Source organism: Botrimarina colliarenosi (genome assembly GCF_007859955.1).
In the GTDB taxonomy this organism is placed as follows: domain Bacteria; phylum Planctomycetota; class Planctomycetia; order Pirellulales; family Lacipirellulaceae; genus Botrimarina; species Botrimarina colliarenosi.
The window spans coordinates 220,139-238,718 of the sequence record NZ_SJPR01000002.1 but is presented as its reverse complement, the minus strand read 5'-3'; the positions used below and the strand labels follow the sequence as shown (position 1 = coordinate 238,718).

The following is an 18,580-nucleotide window of genomic DNA, read 5'->3' as shown; positions in this document are numbered from 1 at the left end:
GATGAGTGGTCACCTCGCCACGCGGCTTGTCGCCCTCGCGGTGATCGGCACAGCGCTCTATTTCTTCCCGCTCGTACGCCTCGTCCCCTTGGGCGGGTCCAACCCGGCGCAGGCGGAAGGGTACGACGCCGCCGTCGCGGCGACAGCGTTCTGGACCGATCGGCTTGGAGCAGCGATCGCCGGCGCGGATGACGCGGCGCTCGTCGCGACGGCGATGGCCGACGACCCCGCCGAAGCGGGCGAGCGGTTCGGTATCCGCAAGGGGGTCGGCAAGGGCTTTGATCTCTTCATCCAAGGACGCGGCAAGGTCGTCGATAAGACCACCGCCGGGGTGCTCCTTCGATTGACGCCAGCGGGCGTGGTCTTGCTGCGGACCGGCCCCGTTTTCGGTTCGACCATCCGCGACGCGGTCGGCGCCGGCGCCGAGCCGCGGCCCCCCACGTCTCGCGACGGCAACGACCTGGCTAACGAGATCAACCGGCTGGCCGAAGAGCGGGCCGTGGTGCTACTCGTTGACGCCCAGGTTGGCGAGACGCTCCGTTTCGCGGGGTGTGCGAAGGTCTCGAGCCCGGCCCGCTGGCGGGGGCCGCTCGAGCTCTCACCGGTCCTGGTGGAGGTTCCGTGACGGACGCATCGCCAACGCCGCCGCCGGCCGTCGTTTCCTCGGCGCCTTTGCTCGAGGCGCGCGGGATCGTGAAGACGTTCCCCGGCGTCCGCGCGCTGGACGGCGCCGGCATCCAGCTACGCCCCGGGCGTCTCAACGCCTTGATGGGGGAGAACGGCGCCGGCAAGTCGACCTTGATGAATATCCTCGCCGGGGTGTTCGCCCCCGACGAGGGCGAGGTGCTTCTCGACGGCGCCGCGGTTCAGTTCCGCACCCCGCTGGAGTCGCAACAGGCGGGGATCGCGATTATCCACCAAGAGCTCAACCTGGCCGACAACCTGAGTGTCGCGGAAAACCTGTTCCTCGGCCGCGAGCCACGCGGAACCCTAGGGCTGGTCGATCGCGGCCGGATGCGGCGTGAAGCCGGCGCGATCCTCGAGCGTGTCGGCCTGCGGATCGAACCCAATCAGAAGGTCGGCGAGTTATCGGTCGCGACGCAACAGGTCATTGAGATCGGCAAGGCCCTCTCGCAGCGGTCGCGCGTGTTGATCCTCGACGAACCGACGTCCGCCCTCACCGCGCAAGAGACCGAGACGCTCTTCCGGCTCATCGGCCAGCTCAAAGCCGAGGGGGTGGCTCTGGCCTACATCACCCACCGATTCGATGAACTCGACGAGATCGCCGACGACGTTACGGTGTTCCGCGACGGGAGCTTCGTCTGCGAACGGCCCTTCGCCGGTCTCTCGCGGCCCGAGCTGATCCGCCACATGATCGGCCGCGACGCCCCGGTCAGCCCGGCGGCGACGGCGACGCAGCGGCGTGAGACCGTCCTCTCGGTGCGTAACCTGACGCTCCGCCGCGCGTCGAAGGACTCCGCCCGGCGGGTCGATCGATGCAGCTTCGTCGTCGGCCGTGGCGAGGTTGTCGGCCTGTTCGGCTTGATGGGGGCGGGTCGCACCGAGCTGCTCGAAGCGATCTTCGGCGTCCATCCCCAACACACGAGCGGCCTGATCGCGATCGACGGGGTCGAGGTCGCGATCCGTTCGCCGCTGGACGCCTACCGAGCCGGCCTCGCGCTGACGCCCGAGGATCGTAAAGGGGCGGGTCTCATTTTGGGCGGCGACGTCACCGAGAACGTCACGCTAGCGTGCCTCGACCGGTTCTGTCGATTCGGGCTTATCGACGAACCGGCCCGGCGGAGGTTGACCCAGTCGTTCGCGGATCGTCTCCGCCTCCGCACGCCATCGCTGCGACAGCCGGTCCGTCTGCTAAGCGGCGGCAATCAGCAGAAGGTGGTGCTCGCCAAACAGCTAGCGACCCAACCGAAGGTCTTGCTGCTCGACGAGCCGACGCGCGGGATCGATGTCGGCGCCAAGCACGAGGTGTACCAACTGATCCGCGAGCTCGCCGACGACGGTCTCGCGGTGCTGGTCGTCTCGTCCGAGGCGCCCGAGGTGCTAGCGATGGCGGATCGGGTCCTGGTCATGTGCGAAGGACGTTTGACGGCGGAGTTCGCCCGTGGCGCTGCGGACGAGCAGCAGCTTCTCACCGCCGCGTTTCCTGACACGAGTCGGCGGAGGATCGCATGACCGACCGTCCAAGCCTCGGCGCCCGCGCCGCCAAGCTGCAAGCGATCGCCGCCCTGGTGGTGCTTGTCATCGGCTTGTCGTTGGCGACCGACTCGTTCTGGACCCCCGACAACGGCGTCAATGTCCTGCGGCAGATCTCGGTGAATCTTTGCCTGTCGATCGGGATGACACTGGTCATCGTCGCGGGCGGGATCGATCTGTCGGTCGGCTCGGTCCTCGCCCTGTCGGGCGCTGTGGCCGCGGGGATGTTGAAGAACGGCGTCGACATCGCCGCGATTGGCTCCCACCTTGAGTTCACCGCCGCCGGCGCCGTGGCGGTAGGGATCGTTGTGGGACTGCTCTGCGGGGCGTTCAACGGGACGGCGATCACCCGATTCGGCCTGCCGCCGTTTGTCGCGACGCTTGGCATGCTGAGCATCGCCCGCGGGCTGACCATGCTCTGGACGGGCGGGCATCCGATCACCGGTCTGGGGGAGACGTTCGGCGCCCTCGGATCGGGCCGGTTCCTTGGGTTGCCGACGCCGGCCTGGGTGGTCGCCGGGCTGGTGCTGGTCTTCGCGGTGGTGACGCGGCGGACGCCGTTCGGTCTGCATCTTTATGCCGTCGGCGGGTCAGAGCGGGCTGCTAAACTAAGTGGTGTCGATGTCGGCAGGGTGAAGTTTCTCGCTTACACTCTGTGTGGCGGATTGGCGGGGATGGCGGGCGTGTTGGTGGCGGCCCGACTGGACTCGGCGACCCCCAACGCCGGGATCGCCTACGAATTGGACTCGATTGCGGCGGTCGTTATCGGGGGCGCCTCGTTGTCGGGCGGGCGGGGCTCGGTTTTCGGGGCGGTGCTGGGGTGTCTCATCATTGGCGTTCTGAACAACGGGTTAGTGCTGATGGAGGTGTCACCGTTCTGGCAGCAGGTGATCAAGGGCGCCGTCATCCTGGCGGCCGTCGCGATTGACCGGGCGACTCGTACCGGGGGGGCCAGCGAATGACCCATACCACCGAACGCCTCCAGGCCACGTACCGGGTCGAAACCCCGCTGTCGCTCGAGCAGGCCGCCGCCACGCTCGCGGGGGAGCAATCGTCGGGCACCTTCGTCGCCGTCCCGGGCGAGAGCGAAGAGCTCAAGCGGCGTTTCGCCGCCCGGGTCGAACACGTAACGCCCCACGAGACCGTCGAGTCGCCCAGCCTGCCGGGGGGGGTCGCGGGCGAACGCTTTCAGCGCGGCGAGATCACCGTCTCTTGGTCGACCGAAAACTTCGGCTCCAACCTGCCGACAATCGTTTCAACGCTCGAAGGCAACCTGTTCGAACTGAAGGCCTTCACGGGACTGAAGCTCCTTGACTTCGAGGCGCCCGCGTCGCTCCTCGAAGCGTTCACCGGGCCACGACGCGGGGTGGAAGGCTGCCGAGCGCTGACCGGCGTTCACGACCGTCCGATGATCGGGACGATCATCAAGCCGAGCGTCGGCCTCTCGCCTGACGAGACCGCCGAGTTGGTCTCACCGCTGATCGCTGCGGGTATCGATTTCGTCAAAGACGATGAGCTGATGGCCGACCCGCCGCACTCGCCGTTCAACGAACGCGTCGACGCGGTGATGCGGCTCGTGAACGACCACGCCGAGCGGACCGGCAAGCGAGTGATGGTGGCGTTCAACGTGAGCGGCGACCTCGACGTTATGCTGCGGCACTACGATAAAATCGCCGCCGCCGGCGGCACGTGCGCGATGGTTAGCCTCAACAGCGTCGGCCTGACGGCGGTTAAACGGCTTTGCGAGCACGGCGAGCTGGCGATCCACGGGCACCGCAACGGTTGGGGCATGCTGACGCGACACCCCTACTTGGGCGTTGAGTTTCCCGCCTACCAGAAACTCTGGCGGCTGGCCGGGGTCGATCAACTCCACGTGAACGGGATCGCGAACAAGTTCTGGGAACCGGACGACTCGGTGGTCCGATCGATCGCGTCGTGCCTCGAGCCGCTCGGCGCGACGCGCCCCGTCCTACCGGTCGTCTCGTCGGGCCAGTGGGGGGGCCAAGCCTTCGAAACCTACCGCCGCACGAAGACGGTCGACCTGCTCTACATGGCGGGCGGGGGCGTGATGGCGCACCCGGGCGGACCGGCTGCGGGCGTCGTCGCCCTGCAGCAAGCGTGGGCCGCCGCGGCCGACGGGGGGACGCTGATCGAGACCGCCGCCGCCAACGCCGAGTTTCGACAGTCGGTCGAGCGATTCGGCGACGAAGAGTCCAAGCGGCTCGTCGCGGGAGGGACCCGGTGATCCAGACCGCCCAAAAGCCGCCGCTTCGATTGGCGTACTACGCCGACGACTTCACCGGGGCGACCGACGCGTTGGAGCAACTCGAGTCGGCCGGCGTGCCGACCGTGCTGTTCTTAGAAGCGCCGTCCGCAAGGGCGCTCGCCGACTACCCCGGCGCCGAGGCCATCGGCGTCGCCGGCCGTTCGCGCAGTCTGCCAACTGAGGAGCTTGCGGATGAAGTCGGCCCCGCGCTAGAAAAGTTGCGCGACCTCGGCGCGCCGCATGTCCACTACAAGGTCTGTTCGACGTTCGACTCCTCGCCGGCGATTGGCAGCATCGGCCGTGTGATTGACGTGGCGGCGGGTCTCTTCGACGGCCCCTTCATCCCGTTGGTGGTGGGCGCCCCGCATCTCGGTCGTTGGTGTGTCTTCGGCAACCTCTTCGCCGGCGTTGGCATCGGCGCCGAGACCGAGGCGTACCGGCTCGACCGCCACCCCTCGATGAGCCGACACCCGGTCACCCCGGCCGACGAGGCCGACCTGCGCGTCCAATTGAGTCGCCAGACCTCCCGTTCGATCGGCCTAATCGACGTCCGGCTGCTCGATGGGCCTGAACAAGGCGCCGCCGAGCGACTCGCCAACGGCGTCGCGAAGCAAACCGCCGAAGTGCTGCTGTTCGACTGCCTGACCGCCGAGCACCTCAAACGGATCGGTGCGGCGATCAATCCGCTCGGTTCGCCAACCCGGCCGCTCTTCTCGGTGGGGTCGTCGGCGATCGAATCGGCGCTGACCTCGGTATGGCCTCAGCGCAGGAAGCGTCCCTCGCCCGCCGCCCCGTCGGAGGGCCGGCTGCTGGTCCTCTCGGGGAGTTGCTCGCCGGTCTCGCTTGAGCAGATCCACGTCGCCGAGCAGGCGGGCCTGACGGTGGCGACCCTCCAGCCGGATCGCCTCGCCGAGGCGACTTGGGAGTCGTACGTCGACGAGGTGATCACCGCCGCGATACGGGCGTCGGCGAGAACGCCGGGGCTCGTCGTCACGACTCACAAGACGTCCGTTGCGAGCGCTGGGTCACGGCTCGACGCAGCCCGCTTGGGGAAGGCTTTTGGGCGTGTCTATCGGGCGTGCCGCCAACAGCTGCCGATCGGCTTGACCGTCGTCATGGGGGGCGACACCTCGAGTTACACGGCGCGGGCGCTCGGCATCGAGTCCCTGACGATGACGGCGCCGCTTACCGCCGGGGCTCCGCTTTGCGAAGTCCGTTCCGCCGATCCGCTGGTGGATGGCGCCGCTTTTGTGTTCAAGGGGGGCCAAGTCGGCCGTCCCGATCTCTTCGTATCCCTGACCTCGCGGTCGAACTTGCCCGTCACGCTATGAAACGTCTTGGACTGATCCACACTTCGGCGACGCTCGTCCCGGTCTTTGCGGAGCTCTGCGCCCGGCTCTTGCCCGGCGTCGACACCTTCAACATCGCCGACGATAGCCTCATCCAAGAAGTGATCCGTACCGGCGAGTTGACGCCTGGCGTAACGCGAAGGGTGGCGGGGCAGGTCGAGTCGGCCGCCGCAGCGGGCGCCGACCAGATCCTCGTCACGTGCTCTTCGATTGGCGTCGCGGTCGAGCGCGCCGCCGCTCTGGTCGACGTCCCCGTGCTGCGGGTCGATCAGCCGATGGCCGACGAGGCGGTGCGGCTTGGCAAGACGATCGGCGTCGCCGCGACGCTGTCCACCACACTCGACCCGACCGCCGACCTGATCCGCCGCCGCGCCGAGAAGGCGGGCAAGCCGATCACGCTCATCGACCGGCTCTGCGAGGGGGCGTTCGAGGCGCTGATGTCGGGCGACGCCGCCCGGCACGACGCCATGGTGGCCGAGGCGCTCACCCAGTTGGCCGCCGAGTGTGACGTGGTCGTCCTCGCCCAGGCCTCGATGGCGCGGGTGGTGGGGCAGCTCGACGCGAGCGTCCTCGCCACACCAATTCTTTCGAGCCCCGAGCTCGCTATCTCTCATCTCGCGACGCTGGCGTGAACGATCCGCAGTTTTCTAGAGTCGGAGCCGTCGCCGTGGGCGTCGCCCTGGCGGCGTGTGCAGCGGGGATGCTTGCCTCCGGCGCTGAACCCGCCTGGGTAGCGTTGGTCGTTGGACTCGCGGCGCTGTCGTGCGGCCTCAGCACACTTCCCGCGCTGCGGAGTCTGACCTTCACCGCTTGGATCGTCACGGCGGTCGTCGCTGCGATGGTCACTCCGCAGGTCTTCCAGCCTTTCGCGCCGGGGACCGCCGCCTATAAGACCTTGCTGTTGTTGCTGGTTCAGGCGGTCATGTTCGGCATGGGGACCCAAATGGGGCTGCGCGATTTCGCCGGCGTCATCCGCACCCCGCTGCCGGTCGCGATCGGCTTGCTATGCCAATTCACGATCATGCCGTTGGTTGGGTACGGGTTGGCGATCGCCTTCCGGTTGCCGCCCGAGATCGCCGCCGGGATGGTGCTGATCGGCTCATGTTCGAGCGGGTTGGCTTCGAACGTGATGGCCTACATCGGCCGCGCGAACCTGGCGTTGTCGATCACGCTGACGGCCGTCGCGACACTGTTGGCGCCGATTGTGACGCCGTTCTGGATGCAAACGCTCGCGTCGTCGCTGCTAGAGGGGACGACGATCGACCTCAGCTTCCTGAAGATGATGGCGGGCATCGTCAAGATCGTGATCGTCCCGACCGGGGCCGCCCTCGTCCACGACTACCTGCTGCACGCGGGGCCACGCGGCAAAGCGGTGACGTGGATGGTCGCCGCTGTTGGGGCAATTCTGTCAGGCGTGCTTCTGAGCGGGGCGCTCGTCGTCGAAGACGCCGACACAGCGTTCGCAACCGAGTTGGCCGCGTGGATCCTCGGCGGCGTCACTTTTGGAGCGTTCTACCATATTGCGGTCAGCCTGCTACCGCGGCTCGGCGACGCCATGCCGGCCGTGGCGATGGCGGGCATTATTTATGTGACCGGCATGACAACTGCCGAGGGGCGTGACAACCTCATCGCCGTCGGCGTCGCCCTGGTGGTGGCGGCGGCGCTGCATAATTTGCTCGGGTACTTGCTGGGGTACTGGATGAGTCGCGGCCTGGGCCTCGACGCCCAGTCGGCGCGGACCGTGGCGTTCGAGGTCGGCATGCAGAACGGCGGCATGGCCACCGGTCTCGCCGTCGAGATGGGCAAACTCGGCACCCTCGGCCTGCCGGCGGCGATCTTTATAGCCTGGATGAACGTGTCGGGCTCGCTGCTGGCGAATTACTGGCGGCGGCGACCGCTCCCCGACTCGGTGCGGACGCCCGACCCCACCCTCGCCTAGCCCCAACCTCGCTTAGCTAGAATCGAGATATGCCTCTTCTTACCCGCACGCTGCTGATCGCCCTGCTCCTGAGCGGCGCCGCCCGCGGCGCGTCGCCGCCTGTCCATGCGGGGCCGCACGGCAAGCTCGTTTACGAGCCGAACGAACGGGGCGATCGCGTCCCAGACTTCTCGTCTTGCGGCTACGCCGGCGCCGACCGGGCGATCCCCGTGACGCCAGTGCGGGTGGTAGTCAATGTGATCGAAGGCGACAACGGCCGGCGGATTCAGGCGGCGATCGACTATGTCAGCACGCTGCCTGTCGATGAGGCTGGGCTTCGGGGCGCTGTGCTCCTAGCGGAAGGAACGCACGATGTCGCTGGCCAGCTGCAGATCACGGCCAGCGGCGTCGTCCTACAGGGCGCCGGCGCTGACCGCACGAGGCTTGTCGCGACCGGAGAAGGCCGACGGCCGCTGATTCGTATCGAGCCGGCTACCTCCTTGCGGTTAGCGACGGCCGAACCAATCCCCGTCACCGACGACTACGTGCCGGTCGGAGCCGTTGATCTGGTCCTCGACGCCGAGCACGGCCTGAAAGACGGCGACGCCGTCGTGGTGACGCGGCCTTCGACCGAGGCGTGGATCGCCGCCTTGGGGGCAAAAACCGACGGCGTCGGCTGGCGCGCCGGCCGGACCGATATCCGCTGGGAGCGGCGGGTGGTCGCGGTGGAGGGCGGCACGATCACCCTCGACGCGCCGCTGACGACATCGCTCGACAAGCGGTTTGGCGGCGGGGCGGTCGCCAAGGTGACCGCCAACAAGCGGCTCCGCGAAGTCGGCGTCCAGGACCTCACGCTGGTCAGCAAGACAACCAGCGAGAACCCGCTCGACGAAGAGCACAGCTGGTACGGCGTGGTCGCGAATGACGCCCAAGACTTGTGGGTCTTGCGGACACGGTTCGTGGGTTTTGCAGGCGGCGCGGTGTTGCTCCGTGAAGGTGTACGTGGGGCGACCGTCGAGGATTGCCTGTCGCTGGCCCCGGTCTCTGAGCTGGGCGGCTACCGCCGACACTCCTTCTTCACGCAAGGCCAGCAAACGCTCTTCCTGCGCTGCTGGGCTGAAGAGGGGTTGCACGATTTCTCGGTTGGCCACTGCGCAGCCGGGCCCAACGCGTTTGTGAACTGCTACGCCTCGAACACGCATGGCGACAGCGGCCCGCTAGAGAGTTGGGCCTCGGGCGTGCTCTACGACAATGTGCGGATCGACGGCGGCAATCTGGCGCTGGTCAATCGGTGGCTCGACCCGCCCGGCGCCGGCTGGTCGGCAGCCAACTGTGTCGCGTGGCAGTGCCAAGCGGCGCAGCTGCATTGCTTCTCGCCGCCGACGGCGCAGAACTGGGCCCTCGCCTTTTGGGCGCAGCCGGTCGGCGATGGCGAATTCCACGGGCTCAGCGATTTCTACAAACCGATCAGCCTGTTCAAGGCCCAGGTCGCCGAGCGCCTTGGCGAAGCCGCCGCGGAGCGAGTCGGTCCCTTCCTGCTCGACCCGATCGCGTCGACACGCCCCTCGGTACGCGAAGCGGTGGGATTTGTCGGGATGTCAAACGCCCCGGCCAAGACGCTGCGCGACTTGATCGACGAGCGGCTCAAGGACTCGACGAGCCCCTCCACCCCCTCTACCCCGGCCGGGCTCGGCTTCGACCGAGTCGTCGGCGCCCTCCCTTCTCAGGAAGCGACGCCAGCAAGCCACCCGATGAAAATCGTCAACGGCTGGATCACCATCGACGGGCAAGTCGCCACGGGCGGGACAATGAATCCGACATGGTGGCGTGGCGTGATCCGCCCCAACGACGCCCCAGAGTTCGGCCCTTCCATTTCTCGGTACGCTCCCGGGCGTTACGGAACCGGTCTTACGGACGAGCTTGTCGATGTCGCCGACGGAATGGGCAGGGCTGGGACGGTCGCCTACGACCACCACTACGGCCTCTGGTACGACCGACGTCGCGACGACCACCTGATGGTGCGCCGCGCGACGGGCGCGGTGGCGCCGCCGTTCTTCGAACAGCCCTTCGCTCGCAGCGGCGAGGGTCGGGCGTGGGACGGCCTCAGCCGCTACGACCTAACCAAGTTCAACGCCTGGTACTGGGACCGTTTACGCGATTTCACCGAGCTCTGCGACCAGCGCGGGCTCGTCTTCATGCACCAGTGCTATTTTCAACACAACATCCTCGAGGCGGGCGGCCACTGGGCCGATTGCCCTTGGCGTTCGGTGAACAACGTCAACGCGACGCCGTTCTCGGAGCCTCCGCCGTACGTCGGCGACAAACGAATCTTCATCGCCCATCAGTTCTACGACCCCGCCAACGCGAAGCTACGTGAACTGCACCGTGGCTATCTGAATCAATGCGTTGATAGCTTTGCCGACCGTTCTAACGTCTTGCAGATGACCAGCGCCGAGTACACCGGCCCGCTTGAGTTTACGCAGTTCTGGCTCGACACGGTCGACTCGCGACGCGATGCGACCGACGCCCCTGCTCTCGTGGCGATCAGCGCACCCAAGGATGTCCAGGACGCCTTGCTAGCCGATCCTGTGCGGCGTGACGCGATCGACGTGATCGACATCCGCTACTGGTCCTACGCCCGTAACGGCAAGCTCTACGCCCCGCCCGGCGGCGCCAACATGGCGCCCCGACAGCACCAGCGGGTTAGCAGCGTTAGCTCGGGCGACTTTGCGTCGGTCGCCCGCTCGGTGCGCGAGTACCGTGAGGCCTTCCCCACCAAGCCGGTCACTTTCTACGCCGACCACTCCTACCGCACGCCGCGGGACGGGTGGGCGGTGCTGATGGGGGGCGGCTCACTAGCCAACGTGCCGAAGCTATCCGTTGAACTGAAGCGTTCGTTGGTAACGATGGCCCCCACTTGGTCCGAGGGGGACGCCCTGATGCGACTTGCCGACGGCGAAGGGCTTGAACTCTGCTACGCAATCGAGGAAGGGACGACGCTGCCGATCCGGACGCCGAGCCGGGTCCGCTGGATCGATCCCGCCTCGGGCCAAGTCACCGGCGAGGTGACGGTCGCCGCCGGCAACACCCTGACGATGGCCCAACGCGTCGCCTGGGTCACGCCGAGCGAGTGACTCACCGGCGCGGCAGCCAGACGGTCATTTCCGACGGGCCCCGGTTGCCCCAGGCGTAATACGGGATAAGCCGCGCCTTGATCGACAACTCGTCCCCTCCTGTCGCGGGACGATAGAGCGTCCGCCATGGGGAGGCGGCGCTGACCGAAAGATCGGCTTCGATCGCCCTCGCCCCGTGCAAGCTCTCGTCGGCGGGAAGGACGCGGAATGCGGCGTCGACGTCGAGTCCCACCTGCTCTAGCTGGACGCCATCGGGAAGGTCGATCGACTCAAGGCAGTAAACGATCGGCCCACGCTTCACGGCGATTTGATTCCGCGTCTCTTCCACCAGCGGGTGTGACTCAAGTGGCACGACGGGCATCGGCAGCGTGACCGTCAGGACATCTCCGGAACGCCACGCCGTCTTGATCTCATGAAAGCCCTTTTCGTTGTGAACACGGGTCGGCGCTGGCTTCTCGCCGAGCTTGTATCGATGCGTCGGGCCTTGGACGTCGATCTTTCCCCCCGCCCAGTTCGGGACGCGGAAACGCAACGCGACGGGCTTCTTCGGCGCCTCTTCAATGACGAAGCGAATCTGCCCTTCCCACGGGTACTCGGTCTCTTGGCGCAGGCGGAGGGTCTCGCCGTCGATGTCCGTCTCGAGCGTGTTCGCCCCGTAGAGATTCACCCACAGGGCGCCGGGCGATTTGCTGTAGGCGTAACCGCCGAGCTGGGCGACAGTGCGGACCACGTTCGGCGGGCAGCAGAACGAGACAATGAACGGCTCGCGGGTGCGTGACCAACGCAGTTCGGTCGGCGCCGGGTCGGTGACGCGTAGCGGGTTGGTGTAAAAGTAATCGGCCCCTTCGAGACTGACGCCCGCCAGCACCGCGTTGTGCATCGCCAGTTCGATCCAGTCGAGATGCCGGGCTTCGCCGGTGGCGAGGAAGCGGCGCCAGTTCCAGAACACGGCCCCGAGGGCGGCGCAGGTCTCGTTGTGAGCGACCTCGCTCGGGAGCTGGTAATTGCGGCCATACGCCTGGTGGATCCGGGTGATCTCGCTCTGGTCGATCGCGCCGTCGGGCGAAGCGCCGTCGAACAGCGCGCCGCAGGCGCCGGTCACGTAGAGCTTCTTCTGGGTGACGTTCCGCCAAACCGCCTCGAGCGGCTCGACGAGCGCGGGGTCGCCCGTCTCGAGGTAGAGGTCGGCCGCCCCGGCGTAGAGGTAGTTGGCCCGTACGGCGTGGCCGACCGCCTCGCGCTGGTCGACGAAAGGGATCCGGTCTTGATTGTCGTCGCCACCGCCGCCAGCCACACCGGCGGCCAGGTTCCGCAAGCCGATCACGTGCTGGGCGAGCCGCAGGTAGCGCTCGTTTCGCGTCGTGCGATACAGCTCAATCAGTCCCATGTAGTGCGAAGGGCAGACCGCCTGCCGCGCCATCGCGGGAGTCGGCTCGGCGAAGGCGGCTTCGAGAAACTGGGCGGCCCGCTCCGCGGCGGCGAGCAGGTCGCGTTTGCCGCTGACCCGATAGCGGACACAGCCGGCCGTCATCAGGTGGCCCAGGTTGTAGACCTCAAAGTCATGGCGGTCAGAGAACGGCTGTGCTGTCTTGTCGCCGTTCCGTTGGCGGATCAGTACCGGTGTGTGGAGGTAGCCGTCGGCCCGTTGGGCGGCGACGACGGCCCGGACCGCTTCGTCGACGGTCGCCTGGAGTTCGGCGTTCGGCTCGACGGCGAGCGAGCTGCAGGCCGCCTCAATCCATTTGTAGTAGTCGCCATCGTTCCAGGCGGCGCCGTGATAATCGCCTTCGGCCTCGCCCGCCGCGATCAGGAAGTGCTCGTAGAACGGCTTGTACCGCGAGTCCCGCATCAACTCCCCCATCGCGGGGATCGAGACGTCACGGCAGACCCGCAGCCGATCGGCCCAGAAGCCGTCGGTCCAATGCACCTCGTCCACCCCGACGGGACGGACCGCCGCGTGGGGGCTCACGGACGTGTCGGCGACGGCTAACGGCTCGGCCGTGGCGACTGCCGTCGGCAGCGTCGCGAGCACCATCACAAGCAGCGGGCGGACGCTCATCGCAAGTTTCCTCAGCTTTGGTATCGGTGACGCCACGCTCCCTCGACGTGCAAGCCAGGTCAGAGAGGCTTCAATTGGCGGTCGAGGGAGAGGGTCTCACCCGCATCGAGTCGGAGCGATTGGCGCCGATCTCCCAAGACAATTGTTGCTGGTTTGCCCCGTAGCGACTCGACTCGGCAGGTCGTCAGTTCGCCATCACGCCATTCGAGATCGACTTCGAATCCGTCGCGGGTCTGCAGCCCTGCAACCTTCCCCTCGGGCCAGGCGGTCGGCAGCGCCGGCAGCAACTCGATCAGTCGCTCGCTGTCGGCGGTCCGTCGATGCGATTGCACCAGCATCTCGCAGACGCCCGCCGTCGCGCCGAAGTTGCCGTCGATCTGGAACGGCGGGTGGGCGTCGAAGAGGTTGGCGTAGAGCCCGCCCCCGTTGTGAGACGACTTGGGGGAACCAGTGAGGGTCATCAGGCCATCGAGAACGCGGTAGGCGTGATCGCCATCGCGAAGGCGGGCCCAGAAGTTGACCTTCCAGGCGCGGGACCAGCCGGTTCCGCCGTCGCCGCGCATCTCGAGCGAGCGGCGAGCGGCGGCGAACACGTCTTGGGTATCGGGTGTGATTTCGTCGCCCGGGTAGAGGCCCCAGAGGTGCGAGACGTGCCGGTGCTTGTTATTAGGGTCGTCGCGATCCTCGAGCCATTCTTGCAACTGGCCGTGCTGACCGACCTGGTTGGGGGCGATCCGGGCCCGCAGTTCGGCCAATTGGCGGCGGAAGTCCTCGTCGACTCCCAATCGCTCCGCCGCTTCGATAGTGTTGGCGAACAGGTCGCGGACGATCTGGTGATCCATGGTCGGACCCATCACGAGGCCCCCCTGCTCGGGCGAATTGCTCGGCCCGCTGATGAGCCAGCCGTTCTCGTTGCGGGGGTCTTCGACGAGGTAGGCGGCGAAGAACTCCGCAGCGCCTTTCATGAGGGGATAGGCCGTGGAACGGAGGAACTCTTCGTCGCCGCCGGTGAGATAGTGAAGCCAGAGGTGCTGACAGAGCCACGCCCCGCCCGACGGCCAGATGCCATGGTCCGCTGCGTTGATCGGCGCGGCCCCGCGCCAGCGGTCGGTGTTGTGGTGCAGCACCCAACCAGGCGCCGCGTAGTGCTCACGGGCGACCACAGCGCCGGCTTCGGCAACCTCTTGGATGGCGTCGAACAACGGCTCGTTGCTCTCGCCGAGATTGCACGGCTCGGTGAGCCAGTAGTTCATCTCCGCGTTGATGTTGGTCGTGTACTTGCTTCCCCAGGCGGGGGAGAGGTCTTGGTTCCAGAGCCCTTGCAGGTTGGCCGGTTGTCCGCCGGGACGGCTCGACGCGATCATCAGGTAGCGGCCGTAGTGGAACACCAACGCGGCCAGATCGGGGTCGGGCCGCTCCTTCGCGGCGACCAGCCGGTCGTCGGTCGCCAAGTCGGCGACGCCGGCGTCGGGCTCGCCGAGCGAGAACGTCACCCGATCAAAGAGGTCGCGATAGTCCTCGGTGTGTCGCTGACGGATCGCCGTCGGTGTTCGGCGCGAGGCGGCTTCAAGATCCGCCATGGCCCGCGCGCTGGCGTCGGCCGAGATGTCTTTGTAGCTCGCGACATTCGTCGCCGCCGACAGCAGCAGAGTCGCCTTCGTGGCGCCTGTAACTCGCAAGGCCCCTTCGGCGACGCGGCATTCCCCGTCGGTCGCGACGCCACGCAAAGCGACTGCGAACCGCACCTGCCCTTCGGCGACGTCGCCGGATCCGATTTCGGCGTCGTTCACGAGCCCCGTCAACTGAAGCGTCGCCGCATCGATTTCCGCCACCTCGTGACGATCGTGTGGCGTTGAGAGGGTTGCGACAAAGTCCAATTGTCCCGGCTGATCGACCTCGAGTTCGACGACAATCACTTGGTCGGGGAAACTCGCGTAAACCGTTCGGCGATGCCGTAGCCCCTCAACGGAGAAGGAGGTCGACGTCGCCGCCTCGCTCAAGTCGAGCGACCGGCTATAATCCGTCACGTCAGCGACCGGCGTTCCCTCGAACTTGAGGCGCAGGTCCGCCATCGGTTGGTAGAACTGCTGCCGCATCGGCAGCGACATGAACTCACGCGTCGCCAGGTCCTCGGCCTCGCGTTGCTGGCCGGCGAAGAGCAGCCGGCGGATCTCTGCGAGATGCTCGTGCGCGCCAGGGTGGGCGTAGTCGTGCGGACCGCCGGTCCAGACGGAGTCCTCGTTGAGTTGCAACCGCTCTTCGGCGACGCCGCCGAAGACCATCGCCCCCATCCGGCCGTTGCCCACCGGGAGGGCTTCGACCCACTTCTCGGCCGGCGTGTCGTATTGGAGGGCCCAACGCCCCGGCTCTGCCGAGCCGACACTGGTGACCAAGGCGATTGCGAGCGAGAACCACTTCATGGTTGTTCTTGGGTCTTGGGGAGTGACGCCGTGAGCCGGGTTAGCCCCGGCGCGGAGGCCAGCACCTTTCCGTCTGCCATGACCGACAGACCGGCGCCGAGTCCGTAGCGGGTCCCGTTGCGGTCCCAAATAACGGTCAGCGTCCGCCCATGATAGGGAACGCCGTCGAGGCAGAACCAATCCCACGTGTCGGTGGGAAGTAGAGGATCAATCACGACCGTGTCGTCAGGCTGCGGGACGACACCGGCGAGCCCCGAGATCACGAGGTCGCAAAACGTCGAGTGGTTGTAGTAGCGGCTCCGGCGTTCTTTTGGCCCCGTGATGAGCCATTCGCCGGTCACCTCGTCGAGGTACTCGCCAAGGTAGGGGACGCCGCTCTGCTGATGCGACTCGGCGTAGCGGAGCAGTTGCTCGAGGTAGTCGCGGCGCGTCACCCACGGTTGAGCGGGTCCGCGGAGAACGTTGGCCAACGCGCCGAGCGTTTGGCAGGAGGCGAACGGCCAGACGGCGCCGTCCCACTCGCACGTGCCAACGCCGTGGGTCCGGAACGACGGGTGCCGTCGCTCGGCGGTCGTGAGCCCGGCGGGCGCCCAGAATCCGTCGTGGTCTTTGATCTGGCGCCACGCCTCGGCATGCTCGGGTCGGGCGACGCCGTAGAGCCAGGGGATATAGCCAATCGCCTCGCGGGCGTCGGTGAGCGCGCCTGATTCGAGACGGACCTTAAAGAACTTGGCTTCGACGTCCCACATCGCCGCGACCGACTCCTCGGCGAGGACTAGCGCCTTCTGTTCGTACTCGTCCGCCAAGTCGAACCGCCCCGCGTCGCGGGCGATCGCGGCGATCGCCCGGGCGTTGCCGACCTGGTACGAGTTGATCGTCGGCCGGATGTTCTGCACGCGGCGGCCGCCGCTGATCGATTCCTCCATGCCGTCGCTGACGTCGCGTTGCCAGAAGAGGCCGCTGGGCAGCTGGCGTTCAACTTCCCAACGCTCGTAGTCCGCGACCAAGTCGTCGAGCAACTCAAACGCCAACGTGTCGTCACCGCTGACGCGACGTCGCTGGTCGATGGCCGCGGCGATCCAGCCGCTGAACTTATGCAGGTGCGGCTGAACGCCCCCCTCGCCCGATCCCTTACGGAACCAGAAGCGGAGGTACTCGTCGAGCAGGCCGCGGTCGCGTAGCCAACGGCCCTCGGCGACGTGGTGGCCAATCGCGCAGGCGATCGTGTTGAAAGCGCCGGCGTGACTGACCGGCGTGATAAACTCGGTCAGGACGCGGCCGTCGGGCGTCGCCTTAATGTGCTTCCGATAGCTCCACCAGCGGAAGTAGTACGTCTCGACCAGGCGGGTCGAGGGGCAATCGAACCGCGGCGCCTCCTCAGCCAGCCAAGCGGCCGCCTGTGAGTTCGGGACGAGGTTGACGACGGCCTCGTCGTCCGCCGCCGCGAAACGCTCTGCGAACCACGCGCCGTGGTCAAGCGGCAAGGCCGGTGGCGCAGCGAGCAACGGCGCGCCGCAAGCCATCCCCAACAGAACGATCGACGCTACGCCGACGACGCCCTTCGCAAGCTCAGAAGCTTTGCCAGAACAAGTCGACATAGGTGTGGGGGGCGTCCCAATTCTTGCGGGGGGCGGTCGGGTCGAGGCCGTTCAAGAAGTCTTCGACGTTCGTGTAGCCGTCGCCGTTGAGGTCGCCGGCGGCGTCCGAGGCGTCGTTCGGGTTCAGGCCGTTGGAGGCCTCCCAATCGTCGGGCATGCCATCCGAGTCGGCGTCGGCGTAGGGCTCTCCATCATACTCAGGATACCCCCCCACCTGCGCGATGTCGGTGATGATCCCTTTGCCTTCTTCGTAGGTGACCGTACCGGTGCGGACCATTTCCACCAGACGTTCGTCGACCGCGTCGCGGCGTGGCAGCGTGGCGCCGGCGTTCTCTAGAACGGTCTCGTAGGCGTCTTCCGCGATCTGAATCTCGAGGTAAGAGTGCGGGTAAGGCGTGTCTGAACGGACTTCGGCGATCACCTCCGCCTCGCTCGGGACGCGCGAGCCTTTCTTCAAGGGCTCACGCGGCTGGGGGACGTCGACCTGGACACCACCGTCCCAATTGTCGGCCGTTACGCGGTCGTTCCCTTCGACCACGTTGCCGGCGACGTAGACCTTGCCGTAGTCGAGGACGTAGTACGGCGTCCGACGCTGCTCCGGCTTGATCAGGCGGTGGCTGATCCTCTCGCCCTTCGGGGTGGCGGGGCCCGGTTTGTAGTAGTTGTTGATCAGCGTGTAGAAGCTACGATGGTCGCCGCCATCGACCGTGCGGTGACGCCAGTTGTAGAGCACGTTGTTCACGAAAGTGAAGTCATAGATCATGCCGACGCTCGGGTTGCGGCCCGAGTTGCACGCCCAGAGGTTGTGGTGGAACGTGCTGTTATAGCCGCCGAGTGTGCTGCCGAAGGCGTGGTTGTAGGTATCGAGGCCTTCGCTGAAGATCGAGTTTTGGATAGTGATGTTGACCGTCGGCAGCTTCTGATCGGGCCCTCCGTCGGGCGGCTGGTACATGTGCCGGTACATCGAGAGGTTCTCGTCGAGGCCCCAGCTCGCCGACACATGGTCGAGCATGATATTGCCAACCGGGTTGCCGCCCAGCGCGTCGTTGCGGTCGCCGACCCAAGTCGCTCCGCGGCGAAAGCGGAGGTGGCGGATCACCACGTCGTGGGTTTCCAGTTCAACCGTGTCGCCAGCGATACAGACGCCGTCGCCGGGGGCGGTCGCGCCATTAATGGTGAGGTACGGCGCGCGGACGATCAGCCGGCTTTTGAGCTCGATGATTCCCGCGACGTTGAAGACAACGATGCGCGGCCCGCCAGCCTCGAGGGCCTCGCGGAAGCTGCCCGGCCCGTCGTCGGCGAGCGTCGTGACGACGAAGACCTTCCCGCCGCGGCCGCCGAACGAGTACATGCCTCCCCCCTGGGCGCCGGGGAACGCGGGGATCTCCGCCTGCGGCAAGTCCTCAGGTCGCTTGGCGCCGGGTAGGAAGGGCTTCCCTTCCTTCGAGGCGGCCTCGATCGCCGGCTGCGCTTCGGCCCACGCCGCGTCCGATCGCTTGAACACTTCTTGCAAACGGCGTTGGCTCTCCGACGCGACGTCTTTCGGAACGGTCGGGTACTGCCCGGACGCCTCGGCAAGGAACGACGCGACTAAGACGGCCGAAAGCAAACGGATTGACACA

At 66.8% G+C, this 18,580-nt stretch carries 12 protein-coding genes; 8 read left to right on the top strand and 4 right to left on the bottom strand.

Annotation, left to right across the window (positions count from 1 at the left end):
* Nucleotide 1 precedes the first annotated feature (1 nt).
* The 8 genes from Pla108_RS08980 to Pla108_RS08945 are packed head-to-tail and all read left to right on the top strand — an operon-like array spanning nt 2 to nt 10,881.
* Nucleotides 2-625, top strand: coding sequence for a DUF2291 family protein (locus tag Pla108_RS08980; RefSeq protein WP_146444602.1), 624 nt, complete (start codon nt 2-4; stop codon nt 623-625).
* On the top strand, nt 622-2,193 hold the full coding sequence (locus Pla108_RS08975; protein ID WP_146444601.1) for a sugar ABC transporter ATP-binding protein: 1,572 nt from the start codon (nt 622-624) through the stop codon (nt 2,191-2,193). Before Pla108_RS08980 ends, Pla108_RS08975 begins: the two co-directional genes overlap by 4 nt.
* Entirely contained in the window at nt 2,190-3,176 is a 987-nt protein-coding gene (locus tag Pla108_RS08970; protein WP_146444600.1) for an ABC transporter permease, read from the top strand. The genes Pla108_RS08975 and Pla108_RS08970 overlap by 4 nt, the downstream gene beginning before the upstream one ends.
* Entirely contained in the window at nt 3,173-4,459 is a 1,287-nt protein-coding gene (locus tag Pla108_RS08965) for a ribulose-bisphosphate carboxylase large subunit family protein (protein WP_146444599.1), read from the top strand. The genes Pla108_RS08970 and Pla108_RS08965 overlap by 4 nt, the downstream gene beginning before the upstream one ends.
* Complete coding sequence (locus Pla108_RS08960) at nt 4,456-5,811, top strand: four-carbon acid sugar kinase family protein (protein WP_197526419.1); 1,356 nt, start codon at nt 4,456-4,458, stop codon at nt 5,809-5,811. The genes Pla108_RS08965 and Pla108_RS08960 overlap by 4 nt, the downstream gene beginning before the upstream one ends.
* Nucleotides 5,808-6,461: an aspartate/glutamate racemase family protein gene (locus Pla108_RS08955; RefSeq protein ID WP_146444597.1), complete on the top strand. Its 654-nt coding sequence runs from the start codon at nt 5,808-5,810 to the stop codon at nt 6,459-6,461. Before Pla108_RS08960 ends, Pla108_RS08955 begins: the two co-directional genes overlap by 4 nt.
* On the top strand, nt 6,458-7,768 hold the full coding sequence (locus Pla108_RS08950; protein ID WP_146444596.1) for a bile acid:sodium symporter family protein: 1,311 nt from the start codon (nt 6,458-6,460) through the stop codon (nt 7,766-7,768). Before Pla108_RS08955 ends, Pla108_RS08950 begins: the two co-directional genes overlap by 4 nt.
* A gap of 29 nt (nt 7,769-7,797) precedes the next feature.
* A complete protein-coding gene (locus tag Pla108_RS08945) occupies nt 7,798-10,881 on the top strand; it encodes a DUF6298 domain-containing protein (RefSeq protein ID WP_146444595.1) in 3,084 nt (1,027 codons plus the stop codon).
* Between the two features lies 1 nt (nt 10,882).
* Here Pla108_RS08945 and Pla108_RS08940 read toward each other — a convergent pair whose 3' ends face one another.
* The 4 genes from Pla108_RS08940 to Pla108_RS08925 are packed head-to-tail and all read right to left on the bottom strand — an operon-like array spanning nt 10,883 to nt 18,579.
* Nucleotides 10,883-12,940 (bottom strand): glycoside hydrolase family 127 protein, encoded by a 2,058-nt coding sequence (locus tag Pla108_RS08940; protein WP_146444594.1) that lies wholly within the window; start codon nt 12,938-12,940, stop codon nt 10,883-10,885.
* Between the two features lie 59 nt (nt 12,941-12,999).
* Nucleotides 13,000-15,360: a glycoside hydrolase family 95 protein gene (locus Pla108_RS08935; RefSeq protein WP_146444593.1), complete on the bottom strand. Its 2,361-nt coding sequence runs from the start codon at nt 15,358-15,360 to the stop codon at nt 13,000-13,002.
* Nucleotides 15,357-16,958 carry an MGH1-like glycoside hydrolase domain-containing protein gene (locus Pla108_RS08930; RefSeq protein WP_146444592.1) on the bottom strand — a complete coding sequence of 534 codons (1,602 nt, stop codon included), beginning with the start codon at nt 16,956-16,958 and terminating at the stop codon, nt 15,357-15,359. Before Pla108_RS08930 ends, Pla108_RS08935 begins: the two co-directional genes overlap by 4 nt.
* Nucleotides 16,930-18,579: a pectate lyase family protein gene (locus tag Pla108_RS08925; RefSeq protein ID WP_197526418.1), complete on the bottom strand. Its 1,650-nt coding sequence runs from the start codon at nt 18,577-18,579 to the stop codon at nt 16,930-16,932. Before Pla108_RS08925 ends, Pla108_RS08930 begins: the two co-directional genes overlap by 29 nt.
* Nucleotide 18,580 lies beyond the last annotated feature (1 nt).

Excerpts from the sequence above, each read along its gene's own strand:
- Pla108_RS08980 (WP_146444602.1), top strand. The coding sequence starts at position 2 with ATGAGTGGTCACCTCGCCACGCGGCTTGTCGCCCTCGCGGTGATCGGC.
- Pla108_RS08970 (WP_146444600.1), top strand. The coding sequence starts at position 2,190 with ATGACCGACCGTCCAAGCCTCGGCGCCCGCGCCGCCAAGCTGCAAGCG.
- Pla108_RS08965 (WP_146444599.1), top strand. The coding sequence starts at position 3,173 with ATGACCCATACCACCGAACGCCTCCAGGCCACGTACCGGGTCGAAACC.
- Pla108_RS08955 (WP_146444597.1), top strand. The coding sequence starts at position 5,808 with ATGAAACGTCTTGGACTGATCCACACTTCGGCGACGCTCGTCCCGGTC.
- Pla108_RS08945 (WP_146444595.1), top strand. The coding sequence starts at position 7,798 with ATGCCTCTTCTTACCCGCACGCTGCTGATCGCCCTGCTCCTGAGCGGC.
- Pla108_RS08940 (WP_146444594.1), bottom strand. The coding sequence starts at position 12,940 with ATGAGCGTCCGCCCGCTGCTTGTGATGGTGCTCGCGACGCTGCCGACG.
- Pla108_RS08935 (WP_146444593.1), bottom strand. The coding sequence starts at position 15,360 with ATGAAGTGGTTCTCGCTCGCAATCGCCTTGGTCACCAGTGTCGGCTCG.
- Pla108_RS08930 (WP_146444592.1), bottom strand. The coding sequence starts at position 16,958 with ATGTCGACTTGTTCTGGCAAAGCTTCTGAGCTTGCGAAGGGCGTCGTC.